Consider the following 14,111-nt stretch of genomic DNA (forward strand, 5'->3'; position numbering starts at 1 on the left):
TGGTGGGTCGTCCGCGATTCGAACGCGGGACCAACGGATTAAAAGTCCGCTGCTCTACCAGCTGAGCTAACGACCCTGAACCATCATTCAAACCTGGTTTGAATGTGCAGTGCAAGTCAAGCTAAATAGCTTAAAGCACCACTTTGTTTGATGGAGCGTATTGTAGCAAGATCTCATTTCAGCGCAAGCAAAAAATAACAAAGTTGCCCATGTTTGATTATAAATACAACAATTATGCTTTATCTAAACAAAAAATAGGCAACTTCAGTACTTAGAAGCGATATTGATAGGCCTGGATATTGGCAAAAATCTCTGCGGTGAGCTCCGAATATGCCGTTGCACCTGGCAATAACACCAGCAGGCGTTCATCGGTTTTACTCGGATCAAATGCTTGCTCTTTCAATTTATTTTTCTGGTATTTAAAGGTGCCTGTAGTTTCAATCTGCTGTTGTATACGTAAAAATACCGGTACCGCATAAGCCGGCAAGCATTTTTTAAAGCAAGCGGCCATGGCTGCTAAATCTGCATCATCCAATTTTACATCGGGTTGCAGGGTAATCGCGGCCATACCGGCACGACCATTGGTATTGGGAATTTCTACGCCATACACCACCGCTTCAACGATTTTGTCATACTCGGTCAGCATGTTTTCCACTTCAGTTGTAGAAACATTTTCCCCTTTCCAGCGGAAAGTCTCGCCTAAACGATCAACAAACTGCGCATGACGGAAGCCGATATTGCGCACCAGATCTCCGGTATTGAAGTAAGCATCACCTTTGGTAAATACATCCTGCATGATGACTGACTTGTTTTTTTCCGGATCGGTATAGCCATCAAAGGGTGAACGGCGGGTAATTTTACCAATTAATAAACCAGTTTCGCCTTTTTTCACCCGTTTGCAATGGCCTTTAGCGTCCCGTACCGGCTCATTTTTATCTTTATCAAAGGCAATAATCGCATACGGTGTGGGTGAGAAACCGACGGTATTGTCAAAATTGAAAATATTGCTAAAACCGACATTGCCTTCACTAGAGGCATACAGTTCCAGCACTTCCTGAATGCCAAAACGGGATTTAAATTTATCCCAGATATTTGGGCGCATGCCATTCCCAATCATCTTAGTCACGCGGTGACCTTTTTCCAGTTCAGATGGGGGAGCATCCATCAGATAGCGGCACAACTCACCGACATAACCAATCGCAGAGGCATCAAATTTTTGCACATCCTTCCAGAAAGAAGAGGTCGAAAATTTACGGCGAATAGCCAGGGTGCTGCTCCCTGCAATGACACCGCACCAGCACACCACCATGCCTGTGGCATGATAAAGCGGCAGGGTACAGTACATCACATCATCTTTATTGAGATTCAGCACATGCCCATAGGTGCCATAAGCCAGCGTCCAGCGGCCATTGGTAAAGATCACCGCTTTAGGTAGGCCCGTGGTACCCGAGGTGTAAATATAGAACAGCCCGTCTTTGCCCTGCACTGAATGGGTGGTCGATGGATTGAACTTAGGGGAGAGATCGGTTTTTTCAGCCAGGTTGATAAAGCCTTCAGGTGCCTGACCCGGATCGGCTTGAGTATTTTGATCTGCAAACCAGTGCAAGCGGTCACTGCTAATATTCAGGTCATTACGAATTTCGTTGACTGCATGACGACATTCTTCACCGACAATCAGGGCAATCGGTTTGACCAGATTGATACTGTGCGTCAGCACTTTGCCGACTTGAGAGGTATTGACCAGAGCGGTGGTCACACCCAGTTTAGCCAGACCAATCACGCTGGCAATCAGCTCAGGGCGGTTCTCGACCATGACAGCAACAACATCACCTTTCTTGGCGCCCAAGGATAGATAGAAATGGGCAATCTGGTTGGCCCAGGCATTGAGAGCAGCATAGCTATAGCTTTGCTCTTCAAAACGCAAGGCAATGCCTTCCGGGTTACGCTTGGTGGCTTTTTCAAAAGCCAGACCCAGGCCGGCCGGTGTGTTCGGAGTACGTAAATATGCCTGTCTTAGACCAGTGAGCAAATTGGGCACTTTGGTCAAGAAAGCCGGGATTTTGGCAGCGACATCTGCAATCCCAATCAGATCGTGTGGTTTCATTTGGGTCATGAGAATCCTATTTATTTTTCGTATCCGATACGTTCAATTTATATACAGTAGACGAGCTATCCATCTTTTAGCGTTAAAACACTAGTGCAATCAACCTATTCTGACTAAATCTAGCAAAAAAAACCTAGTCACCGAAATGACTAGGTTTTTTTAGATGACTGCAATTGAGCAAATTATGATTCAGTTGCAGTATTGGCTTTTTTCGGTGGACGACCACGTGGACGACGTGGACGAGCAGCCTGTTTCTCCGCTTTTTCAGCTTCGCTGGCTTCAGTGTCTTCTGTTGTTACTTCGGCCTGATCCTGGGCTTCTGTAACAGGAGCTTCTGATTCAGCATTTGCTTCAACTGGTGCAGCATCTCTAGGTTGAGCTTCAGTCACTGGAGCCGCTTCTGTAGGAGCTGTATCTACTGGTGCCGTAGTTTCAGTTGCTTGTTCAGCTGGCTGAGCATTTACGGTTTCTTCAATAGCTACTTCAGTGGTTACTGGAGTTTCAGTTGCCGCTGCTTCAGCAGACTCTGCTTGCGCTTCTGCTACAGGTGCTTCTGGCGCAGTTTCAACTGCCGGAGCTGTTTCTACTTTGGCCTGTTGCTTGGCTTGTTGCAGGGCCTGTTCTGCAGCCTGTTTAGCCAGACGGCGACGCTCACGTGGATCGTTTGCGACACGTTTGTCCGACACCGGTTTTGGTGGAGTCAGGTCCAGAACTGGAGCCGGCTCTGCTTCAACCTTGGCTACGGTCACTTGAACATCACGGGTGACCGGTTTTTTCTCTGTGGCAGGCGTTGCTGCAGCCACCAGACTCGCGTTGTACTCTTTTGTGAACTTCTCTAGAGCACGGTTGAAGGTTGGCAATAAACCAAACTGTTCAATCAGTACGGAGCAGTCTTCACCATAAACATGGCGAATCAGGCTACCAATGGTGAACTGACCCAACGTTGGTACTTGTGAAGGAGTCAACTTCTGAACTGTAGCCTGTTGAGGCTGTCCTTCACGCTGCTGACGACGACGCTGACGCGGATCGTTGCTGGCACGTGGTTTTTCAGCGCTTGATTCTTCCGCTGTCACAACTTCTTCAGCAGGGGCTGTCAGTGCAGCTTCCACTACATTTTCAGCCGCGGCTTCTTCAACTGGCGCATCTGCCGGTGCAGTCACTTCAACCGCTGGCGTTGCAATTGCAGCATTGTCATTCAATGCCACGATTTCGCTTTTCGCCTGGTCAATATTCACCACCATAGCAGTCGGCATCACGTCTTGACGTGGCGCATCGACCAATTCAACACGAAGCTGCTTGTCATTGACTGCTGGAACTTCAACGACTGCAGGTGCTGCTTGTTGAGCCTGCTCATTCAGCACGCTTGGATCGCGGTGGCGATTTGGACGTTCCTGACGTGGCTGGTTGCGGCGGTCACGACGTGGCATTACCTGTTGAGGCTGTTGTTCATTGTTTTGAACATCATTTTGCTGAGATGGCTCATTGTGATGCTGACGGCGAGAATTACGCTTGTTTTCACGTGCTTCATGACGTTGCTCTTGACGAGATACCTGAACCACTTCTTCATGCACCTGATGTTGCTGAGGAGCGGAAGCTTCAGACTGAACCTGCTCACGCGGTTCTTTGTGCTTCGGATTACGTGGTTTTTTGTTGTTATGACGTGGTGCTCTTTCATCACGCTCTGCCGGCTTTTCAGCATCACGTTCCTGTTTTTGCGCTACAGTCGATGGTGCCAGGTAAGCATTGCTGCTTGCCGGAGCAGCAGGTTGAGACACTTGCTGTGGCGCAGGTTGTGCCACCGGTGCAGACAATTGACCGAACTGACCACGGCTCACCGCACCGCCATTGATCATTTGCTCAATTGCTGCAGCTGCATTGTTGGCAGTACGCGATTGATCAACAGTCGCTGCCTGTTTTTGAACAAACAGGTTTTCTAACCAGGCACATGGGCTAGATGCAGGAGCAGCAACTTGTGCTTGGGCAGGAGCTTGTTGCGCAACAGGTGCTTGCTGTGCATTTTGGTTTTGCTGGTTACGGCGTTTATTGTTTCTACCGTTGTTTTGCTGTTGAGCAGGCGCTGGTGCAGCAGCATGCGTATGTTGTTCTTCTTCTAAATGCCATTCAGATGACTCATAGCCCAACTCTTTTTCACTTGAACGTGTTGCTTCAGTACGTTCATAGCTGGTTGGTGCAAAGCCTTCGGCATTATAAGTGATTTCATAATGCGGTGTTTCTAGATGCGGGTGCGGCAACACAGTCACACGTACATTTGAAGTCTGTTCCAAATACACCAAGGTGTGACGTTTTTCATTCAATAAGAAGGCCGCAATTTCCACTGGAACTTCGACTTGAACTTCACCATGACGTTCGCGTAATGCAATCTCTTCCACTTTACGCATAATCGAAAGTGATAAAGAACGAAGATCACGAACCATGCCGGTACCATGGCAGCGTGGGCAAACGTAGCCAGTCGCTTCTTCAAGAGAAGGACGTAGACGTTGACGGCTCATTTCCATCAAACCAAAACGTGACAATTGACCGAACTGAATACGGGCACGGTCACTTTGCGTTGCTTCACGTAGCTTCGCTTCCACCATACGCTGGTTGCGGTCTTTGGTCATGTCGATGAAGTCGATCACCACCAGGCCACCGATATCGCGTAAACGTAATTGACGCGCGATTTCTTCTGCCGCTTCAATGTTGGTGTTTAACGCGGTGTCTTCAACGTCGCTACCGCGAGTCGATTTTGCTGAGTTAATGTCAATTGACACTAAAGCTTCAGTTTGGTCGATCACGATCGAACCGCCCGAAGGAAGTTTTACTTCACGTTCATAAGCGGTTTGAATTTGGCTTTCAATCGCGAAATGCGCGAATAAAGGTTCATTTAAGGTATAGGTTTTCAGCTTTTCTAACTGACGTGGCATTACCGCTTTTACGAAGTTGTAGGCTTCGTTATAGGCTTGTTCTGAGTCAATCAGGATTTCAGCAACATCATCACGCAGGTAGTCACGAATGGCACGTGTCACCACGCCCGCTTCCTGATGTACCAACATTGGCGATGGACCTGAACTTGCAGTGCTCTGGATTTGTGCCCAAAGGTCTAACAAGTGCTGTAAGTCGAGTTGCAATTCTTCTTGTGAACGGCCAATCCCGGCAGTACGCACAATCACACTCATACCACGTGGCACGTTCAGTGTTGCCAGCATTTCTTTCAGTTCTTCACGCACTGAACCGGAAATCTGACGGCTGATACCACCACCTTTCGGGTTGTTTGGCATTAATACCAAATAACGGCCAGCAAGTGAGATAAAAGTAGACAGAGCAGCGCCTTTATTGCCACGCTCTTCTTTTTCCACCTGAACCAGAAGTTCGGTACCTTCAGTGATCAGTTCACGGATATTTGAAGTTTGGCGAGGGTCGGCTTTGTAATATGAATTTGCGATTTCACGCATTGACAGGAAGCCTTGGCGACCTGCACCATATTCAACGAATACAGCTTCTAAAGAAGGTTCAACGCGAGTCACGTGACCTTTGTAGATATTGGATTTTTTTTGTTCACGGGTACGATTTTCTAAATCAAAATCGTAAAGACGCTGACCAGTGACAAGTGCAACGCGAATTTCTTCGGCATGTGTTGCATTAATCAACATACGTTTCATGGGTGTAACACCTTATAGTGATACACAGCAAAAAATCGCTATACACGTAGCGAACATCACACATCACGGATCAATGGCTCAAATCTGCAATGAATTTCATTGTGGTTTGAGTCTTTTATGACCGAGCTCTATTTAATATAGATGGGCTTCGGTTTTTGATTCACGTATTGATGATGGCAATACGGCTTCAATCTTTAAACGGATTAAAGTCACCTGAACGCTTCACTGGCGGACGAGCGGTGCATTGGATGTGTGTAACTTTCACTGTCACATTGCTCGAAGATCATCCCTTCTTTATAGAAAGTGTCTTGATACGGAATTGTCGTCGTATCTTTACAAACTGTGCAGATCCAATGCATCAACGCTGTAGCCTGAAGTCGTCTTCAGGTTGCGACTAATCTGATGTGTATCAGTTTACGTTTAAAAACCAACAAAGTTGGCGACATATTTTTTAAGACAAACTGATTTATGTACCTGAGGTACAATTAAACGCAACAGTTTGCTTTGTTTGCCGATATAATAAGCCTTCGGCGTGGCATAATTCTTTGGGGACCTTCCCGTATCATGTGAGTCTTTAATTGAACAATCAAGTTCAGAAAAATCTGAAATGATTCAACTTTTACTCACAAACGATGGTTTCCGTGCGCTGACTATATCAAACCTTGCATCATCTGCCTATGGGCTAAGCTTATGTTTCTTGTGTAAAGCATAACCTAAGTGATCAGTTTTTAATCAATTTTAGTATTTTTTGGGTCATAGTAACTGTATGAATTCTACGCAACAATGGCAAAACGTCACTTGGTTTGAAGTGGATGAACATCAAGATGGACAACGCATCGATAATTTCCTGTTTAGTCGTCTGAAAGGTGTGCCAAAAAGCCGTATCTATCGTCTGATTCGTGAAGGCCAGGTTCGCGTTAATAAAAAACGCATTAAAGCAGAAACCAAACTCGCAATCGGTGACCAGATTCGCGTTGCGCCGATTCGCTATGAACAAAAAGATGAATCTGCTGCACCTGTTTCTGACAAAGTGGCACAAGGCTTATTGGCCCGTGTGATTTATGAAGATGAAGGTTTGATGGTCGTGAATAAACCTTCCGGGATTGCTGTGCATGGTGGTAGCGGTGTGGCCTATGGCCTGATTGAGGGCTTGCGTGCCGCAACCGGTAAAAAGTATCTGGAACTGATTCACCGGATTGACCGTGATACTTCCGGTCTGGTGATGATTTCCAAAAAGCGTAGCGTGTTGAAAACATTACAAGATATGTTGCGTGAACATAAAATCAAAAAAACCTATGCGGCGATTGTGAAAGGCAATGTTGTGATCGATCGTCAACTGATTGATGCACCTTTACACCGTTATGAGCTGGCCAATGGTGAGCGTCGTGTATGCGTGTCACCGAAAGAAGGTAAAGAGTCTAAGACGCAGTGGAATGTGGCTGAGCGCTTTATGCATGCAACGCTTGTCTATGCATCGCCGCTTTCAGGCCGTACCCATCAGATTCGTGTACATGGTTTAAGTATTGGTCATCCTTTAATTGGCGATGAAAAATATGGTCATGAAACTGCATACAAAGGTCCGAAAGCCCGTCGTTTATGTTTGCATGCACTGCGTCTGGAAATTCCGGGTTATGAAACCATTGAAGCACCATTGCCTGAAGACATGCAAAGTCTGGTGGCACAGCTCCGTGCACAGAAGAAAGATAAAGAACCGGCTTTAACGGATCGGGACGAAGACTAAATGCTCTTCTCTTAAGTAGCGGGATTATTTGATGAATAGTCCCGTTATTCAAGAATGTAGATGAATAACTTTGACCTCTCCCTTGCGCTGCTCATCTCCTAAGGAGAGGGAATGTCACGATAGCAAATGAGAGGAATGAATTAAATTTTGTTAAACTTATCTCACCATATTTAGTTCGTTCCTTGAGCTTGAAAAATAATAGAAACTCCCTCGTCTTAGGAGATGAGAATCCTCAGAATATATTCTGAGTTCGCAAGGGAGAGGTCAATTTCAAGTGATTATTCACTCTGAATCAAATATTGGATTAATTCATGAACAAAACTTTAGAACTTGTTATTTTTGATTGGGATGGGACTTTATTTGATTCAGTTGGGCAGATTGTTCAAAGCCTACAATTTGCTGCCAAAGAATATCAACAACCCTTAACGGATGACGCTGCAAAAAGCATTATCGGTTTGGGGTTGCCTGAAGTTGCACAAGTCTTGTTTCCAGATGTACCTGAATTGCATGCTGATATTTTGCAATGCTATGCAACCCACTATGTTGAAAATTCGAAAGGTGATGCATGGTTTGAAGGGGTAGCTGAGATGCTGCAAACATTAAAAGCTGAAGGCATCAAACTTGCGGTGGCAACCGGAAAAAGCCGTAAAGGTTTGGACCGGGTATTAAGTCAAACCCAGAGTCATGAGCTTTTTGTTGTGACCCGTGCGGCAAGTGAAACCAAATCTAAACCTGATCCACTGATGCTCGCAGAAATTTTGTACATTACCGGTGTCAGTGCTGAAAATGCGATTATGGTCGGTGATACGTCCTATGACCTGGAAATGGCGCAGAATATTGCCATGCCACGTATTGGGGTAAGTTATGGGGTGCATACACCTGAAACGCTGGCTCAATACAAGCCAATTGCTATTGCTGAGGATGTTGCAAGTCTGCACCAGTTATTATTAAATCAGGTGAATTTGAAACAGGCAGTTTAATAGATCTCGGATGTTAAAAGGGTGATTTAAAATCGCCCTTTTTTTATACGTATTAAGTTCTAAATTGACTTACTGGATTCTAAATTTTTGCAGATCAGGTTTGTGGTTACCCCAACCGGTCCAGTAATTGACCACAGTGACGGTTTTATTTTCAATGCTCATGATTTTATAAAGATTATTACGCGGCGGTGAAATTTCATTGGGACGAATGACTTCAGTCATCATAAAAATCTCTGGTGTAATCCAGGTAATGCGCCATGCATCGGTATTGGAGTCGCCACGGCTACAGTCCATTTCATTTTGCCAGGCAGCAGCGGTCGCTTGAGGATTAAATTTAAGTCCGGCACAACTTGCGCCATTTAAAATGAGATACTTGTTTTTAAGTTGATTTTGATAACTTTGTGCAAAGCTTGTACTACATAAGGTGCTCAGTAAAGCCATCAATACCAGTGTTTTAATTTTCATTGCTAATATCTTAAGTCATTGTTTTTAATTATTTAAAAATATCATGTTGATTGAGCAATGCATATATCGTTTTTGCTCAAAATGTAAGGATCGTCTCATCTTTTAGTCGTAGGCATGATTGATTGTTAAAATGAATCACCTGCATTGCAGAGTTGATTACTCGGATATCATGAAATATCTATGCTAAGTGCTTTGTTTCACTTAAAAAATAGAATGCCATTTATAGCTAATAGCTATTGTAAAAAATAAAATAAGTATTGGCATAAAAACCGCATTTTTTAGATTCTAAATCAGTTTATACATATACACGTTTCTCAAGATGGACAGCACCCATTTGCTGATGGGTTTGATCATTTGCATAGATTTTTTCTGATTGTTCATTCCATTTCCATCGATCACGGTATAAGTCCAATTTTTTTTGCAGTTTAAGGAAACATTGATGTCGAATTCTGCTGTTGTTGAATCAGTCGCATTGGCACTTAGAGAAGCTGAGTTGTCACAAACTGCGATTGCACCGGTTCGCCCACAGTTGGGTGGTGAAAGTGCTGATGTAGATATTGCTTACGCAGTTCAAGAATTAAATACCCAACGTGCCTTAAGCGAAGGACGTCGTTTAGTTGGCCGCAAAATCGGTTTGACTTCAAAAGTTGTACAAGCTCAACTTGGTGTAGATCAGCCTGACTTCGGTATGCTGTTTGCAGACATGTCGTATGGTGATGGCGAAGCTATCCCGGCAGGTCTATTGATTCAGCCTAAAGTTGAAGCAGAAATCGCATTAATCATCAACAAAGATCTGACCAAAGAACATCATACCTATGCAGACATTATCAGTGCGACTGAATATGCCTTGCCAGCGGTAGAAGTGGTGGATAGCCGTATCGAAAACTGGAAAATTTCCTTGATTGATACCGTTGCCGATAACGCATCTTCTGCAGCTTTCGTTTTGGGTTCAAAACCTGTGAAACTTGAAAACTTGGATTTGGTGAACTGCAAAATGACCATGACCCGTGGTGATGAAGTGGTATCGACTGGTGTAGGTAAAGCCTGCCTTGCAAACCCGCTCAATGCTGCAGTTTGGTTGGCGGATGAGATGGTTCGTCGTGGTCGTCCGCTTCTTGCCGGTGACATCGTATTGACCGGTGCATTAGGTCCAATGGTGGTTGCACACCCGGGTGATGAATTCAAAGTTGAAATTGAAGGCTTTGGTTCAGTGACAGCAGCGTTTGCAGCTGAATAAGCATTGAGCTAAACACGGAATTTTTGAGAGTACAGATTCATGAAAAAGATTAAATGTGCATTGATCGGTCCTGGGAACATTGGGACTGACTTGCTTTACAAACTTCAACGTAGCGAATGGTTAGAGCCAGTTTGGATGGTTGGGATTGACCCAACCTCTGAAGGTTTGGCGCGTGCAGCGAAAATGGGTTTAAAAACCACTGCTGAGGGCGTAGACGGTTTATTGCCTCATGTTTTAGCAGACAATATTCAAATTGCTTTTGATGCAACGTCTGCATATGTACATGCTGAAAACAGCCGCAAGTTGAATGAACTTGGCGTACAGATGATTGACTTGACGCCTGCAGCGATTGGTCCATTCTGCGTACCACCGGTAAATCTTGAAGCTTTGCTTGAACAAGGTGACTTGCCGAACGTAAACATGGTGACATGTGGCGGTCAGGCAACCATTCCTATGGTGGCAGCGATTTCACGTGTTCAAGCTGTGAACTACGGTGAAATCATCGCAACGGTATCGACTAAATCGGTTGGTCCTGGTACACGTAAAAATATTGATGAATTTACACGTACCACTGCCGGTGCAATTGAGCAGGTGGGCGGCGCGAAACAAGGTAAAGCGATCATCATTATCAACCCTGCTGAGCCACCACTGATGATGCGTGACACTGTGCACTGCTTAGTTGAAGGTACGCCGGATCAGGCTGCCATCACAGCATCTGTGCATGCCATGATCAAGGAAGTTCAAAAATATGTACCAGGTTACAAACTTGTAAATGGTCCAGTATTTGACGGCAACCGTGTTTCAATGTTCTTGGAAGTGGAAGGTTTGGGTGATTACTTGCCTAAATATGCCGGTAACCTGGACATTATGACTGCAGCTGCTGCACGTACTGCAGAAATGTTTGCAGAACGTCTCATTGCTAACCAAGCAGCGCAAGCTGAAGCAGAAGCTTAAGGAGCAGACCATGTCAAAAATTATTATTAATGATATGACGTTACGTGATGGTATGCACCCAATGCGCCATCAAACTACACCAGAGCAAATGGTTGCGATTGCCACTGCACTTGATGATGCCGGTGTACCTTTAATAGAAGTAACACATGGTGACGGCCTAGGCGGTAACTCTGTGAACTACGGTTTTGCAGCTGCAACAGACGAAGAATATTTAACCGCGGTGATTCCAAAGCTTAAACAAGCCAAAGTATCTGCACTTTTAATTCCGGGTATTGGTACGGTTGACCATTTAAAAATGGCACATGATCTAGGTGTAGCAACGATTCGTGTTGCAACACACTCTACAGAAGCTGACGTTTCTGAACAGCATATTACTGCTGCGCGCAAACTGGGTATGGACACTGTGGGCTTCTTGATGATGGCACACATGGCAGCTCCAGAAAAACTTCTTGAAGAAGCACAAAAAATGGTGTCATACGGTGCAAACTGTATCTATGTGACTGACTCTGCGGGTTATATGTTGCCGAATGACGTGACTGACCGCGTGGGTATTTTACGTGCCAACTTGGGTTCAGACATCGAAATTGGTTTCCACGGTCACCATAACTTGGGTATGGGCGTTGCCAACTCTGTTTCAGCGGTTCAAGCCGGTGCAGTACGTGTTGACTTGGCATCTGCAGGTTTGGGTGCTGGCGCAGGTAATACGCCACTTGAACTGTTTATCGCTGTGGCAAACCGTATGGGTATGGACACTGGCGTTGACTTGTTCAAAGTACAAGATGTTGCTGAAGATCTAGTGATTCCAATGATGCACAACCCAATTCGTGCAGACCGTGATGCGGCTACTTTAGGTTATGCGGGTGTTTACTCTTCATTCCTGTTGTTTGCTAAACGCGCTGAAGCGAAATATGGCGTATCTGCACGTGAAATCCTGATGGAACTTGGTCGCCGTGGTACGGTAGGTGGTCAGGAAGACATGATTGAAGACCTGGCATTAACCATGTCTAAAGCGCGCGAGTTACAAGCTTAATTTTTAATGCATTCGTATTAAAATAAGGCTAATAAAAAAGCATCCGATTTGGATGCTTTTTTATTATTAAGTAGATTTAATAATATATTAAAACTCTGATCTCAGATATTTTAGTTATAGTGCTATGTGAAGATTATTTCAGTTTAATTTTTTCCTTAAACATAAAAACGATAAATAAAAAATATTATCTTAAAGTTTTTAAAAAAATTGCGCTTATTAATAAAGGAAACAGAAATTTGAATTAAATATCTGGTCAAATTTTTATTTTCATTAATCGGTTTAAAATCTAAGAGATTGAGTGCTTAAATCTGGGCCCGGAATATGCAGAGCTAAAAGAGCAAAAGTTTAATACTGTGGTCGGATTTTTTATTTAAACCGACTTGCGCATGATGGCTGCATGGATTTTATCAGCTGAATGGGGAACTCATCATGCGTCGTCACAATTTATGGATTGCAATGCTTGCTGCGACAGCAACTTTAGGGACAACTGCAACGAATGCAGACTTTATTGACGACAGCAATGTTCAACTCAAATTTAAAAACTTTTATCTAGACCGTCAGTATCAAGATGACTATTCATCACGTAACTGGGGTTCTTGGTCACAAGGGGTGACTCTGGATGCCAAGTCCGGTTATCACGATATCGGTGGTGGTGTGCAGGTTGGTGCTGATGTACTGGTGCAACATGCAGTCAAACTCAACGGCCATGATAAAAATCCGGACTGGGTTTTACCGCACGATGGCAAAGAATCAAAAGATCATTTCGGTAAAGTCGGCGCGACCTTAAAAGCCAAAGTTTCACAAACTGAGCTGAAAGTCGGCCAGTTATTGCCGGTATCTCCAGTCTTGGTATTCGATCCATCCCGTCAGTTATTAACGACTTATAGTGGCGCTTGGTTAGAGTCTAAAGACCTTAAGGATACCAAGTTAACTCTGGCGTATATTGATGGTATTAACAACCGTTATGACAACCAGTTCCGTGACTTAACTAAATTTGCTCCACCAAGTTTCTATGATACGGGTGCTGAAGCTGATGGCATGTGGATTGCGGGTGTAGACCACCAGCTTACTAAAGAAGTAGGGGCGAGCTACTGGTATGCCGATGTTCAAGACATTTACCAACAGCATTATCTGGGTGTGAATTACAAAACTGCGCTCGGTGAAAAAACCAAATTAGATAGCCACATTCGTTACTTCGATAACTCGGAGTCAGGTGACAAGCTGTATGGTGAGATCGATAACCAGGCATTATCTGTCGCTGCAAAAGTGAATCATGGTGCACATAGCGTAGGTGTGGGTTACCAGCAAATGTTTGGTGATAGTGCATTCCCGACATTGGGTGGCTGGGTGCCACAGCCTTATCTGGCGAACTGGGGGGTAGCGACCTTTACCGCACCAGAAGAAAAGTCATGGAGTGTTTCTTATGGCTATGACTTCTCTGAAATGGGTGCAAAAGGCCTAAACGCAACAGCAGTATATTTCAAAGGTTATGATCAGAAAGGTACTGGGGCGTATCAAGGTCAGAACTTCAATACGGATGAAGTGAATGCCATCGTGAACTACACTGTGCCAGAAGGTAAATTAAAAGGTTTGGGTGTACAGGCGATGTATATTGATGTGAATTTTGCCAATCCAGCAAAACCAGACCTGCAAGAATACCGTGTCGCCACCACTTATACCCATAAATTCTAATACCCCTATATTTTAAAAGCAGTCAGTCTTCTGGCTGCTTTTTGGTTTAAGAATGCAGTTAAAACCTTAGTTTATGTAGGGTTTAATTTATAAAAAAATATATAAAGCAAACACTTAAATTATATCTATTTTGTAGGGTGCAATCGTAATTTTGTATCAGTTTGCTGCGGTTGAGCGGTTAATATAAGGGTGTACACAAGTCATTTTAATGAGTCAACTTGACGTCGAATTCTTGAAAATAGAGGGACA

Annotated in this window: 9 protein-coding genes and 1 tRNA gene; 6 read left to right on the plus strand and 4 right to left on the minus strand. The window is 44.4% G+C overall.

The window, feature by feature from the left end; genetic code table 11:
* The 3 genes from F891_RS01510 to F891_RS01520 all read right to left on the minus strand — a co-directional run bounded on the left by F891_RS01510 (nucleotide 1) and on the right by F891_RS01520 (nucleotide 5,763).
* Nucleotides 1-76, minus strand: a tRNA-Lys gene (locus F891_RS01510).
* Nucleotides 77-271: 195 nt separating this feature from the next.
* Nucleotides 272-2,113: a long-chain-acyl-CoA synthetase gene (locus tag F891_RS01515; RefSeq protein ID WP_005261684.1), complete on the minus strand. Its 1,842-nt coding sequence runs from the start codon at nucleotides 2,111-2,113 to the stop codon at nucleotides 272-274.
* 173 nt (nucleotides 2,114-2,286) lie between these two features.
* Nucleotides 2,287-5,763 (minus strand): Rne/Rng family ribonuclease, encoded by a 3,477-nt coding sequence (locus F891_RS01520; RefSeq protein WP_005261691.1) that lies wholly within the window; start codon nucleotides 5,761-5,763, stop codon nucleotides 2,287-2,289.
* Between the two features lie 766 nt (nucleotides 5,764-6,529).
* Here F891_RS01520 and F891_RS01525 point away from each other — a divergent pair.
* On the plus strand, nucleotides 6,530-7,504 hold the full coding sequence (locus tag F891_RS01525; protein WP_005261693.1) for an RluA family pseudouridine synthase: 975 nt from the start codon (nucleotides 6,530-6,532) through the stop codon (nucleotides 7,502-7,504).
* A 311-nt stretch (nucleotides 7,505-7,815) separates the two neighbouring features.
* Nucleotides 7,816-8,484, plus strand: coding sequence for an HAD-IA family hydrolase (locus F891_RS01530; RefSeq protein ID WP_005261695.1), 669 nt, complete (start codon nucleotides 7,816-7,818; stop codon nucleotides 8,482-8,484).
* 69 nt (nucleotides 8,485-8,553) lie between these two features.
* Here F891_RS01530 and F891_RS17085 read toward each other — a convergent pair whose 3' ends face one another.
* Entirely contained in the window at nucleotides 8,554-8,949 is a 396-nt protein-coding gene (locus tag F891_RS17085; protein ID WP_005261697.1) for a hypothetical protein, read from the minus strand.
* 439 nt (nucleotides 8,950-9,388) lie between these two features.
* On the opposite strand from F891_RS17085, the gene mhpD reads away from it, so the two are divergent.
* From mhpD to F891_RS01555, 4 genes are all read left to right on the plus strand, one after another.
* Nucleotides 9,389-10,186, plus strand: coding sequence for a 2-keto-4-pentenoate hydratase (gene mhpD, locus F891_RS01540; RefSeq protein WP_005261699.1), 798 nt, complete (start codon nucleotides 9,389-9,391; stop codon nucleotides 10,184-10,186).
* 39 nt (nucleotides 10,187-10,225) lie between these two features.
* Nucleotides 10,226-11,140 carry an acetaldehyde dehydrogenase (acetylating) gene (locus F891_RS01545; protein ID WP_005261700.1) on the plus strand — a complete coding sequence of 305 codons (915 nt, stop codon included), beginning with the start codon at nucleotides 10,226-10,228 and terminating at the stop codon, nucleotides 11,138-11,140.
* Between the two features lie 10 nt (nucleotides 11,141-11,150).
* Complete coding sequence (gene dmpG, locus F891_RS01550; protein ID WP_005261701.1) at nucleotides 11,151-12,170, plus strand: 4-hydroxy-2-oxovalerate aldolase; 1,020 nt, start codon at nucleotides 11,151-11,153, stop codon at nucleotides 12,168-12,170.
* Nucleotides 12,171-12,599: 429 nt separating this feature from the next.
* On the plus strand, nucleotides 12,600-13,862 hold the full coding sequence (locus tag F891_RS01555; RefSeq protein ID WP_005261702.1) for an OprD family outer membrane porin: 1,263 nt from the start codon (nucleotides 12,600-12,602) through the stop codon (nucleotides 13,860-13,862).
* Nucleotides 13,863-14,111 lie beyond the last annotated feature (249 nt).

Origin of the sequence: Acinetobacter sp. CIP 101966, from assembly GCF_000369725.1 — a bacterium.
Taxonomy (GTDB): Bacteria; Pseudomonadota; Gammaproteobacteria; order Pseudomonadales; family Moraxellaceae; genus Acinetobacter; species Acinetobacter lwoffii_Q.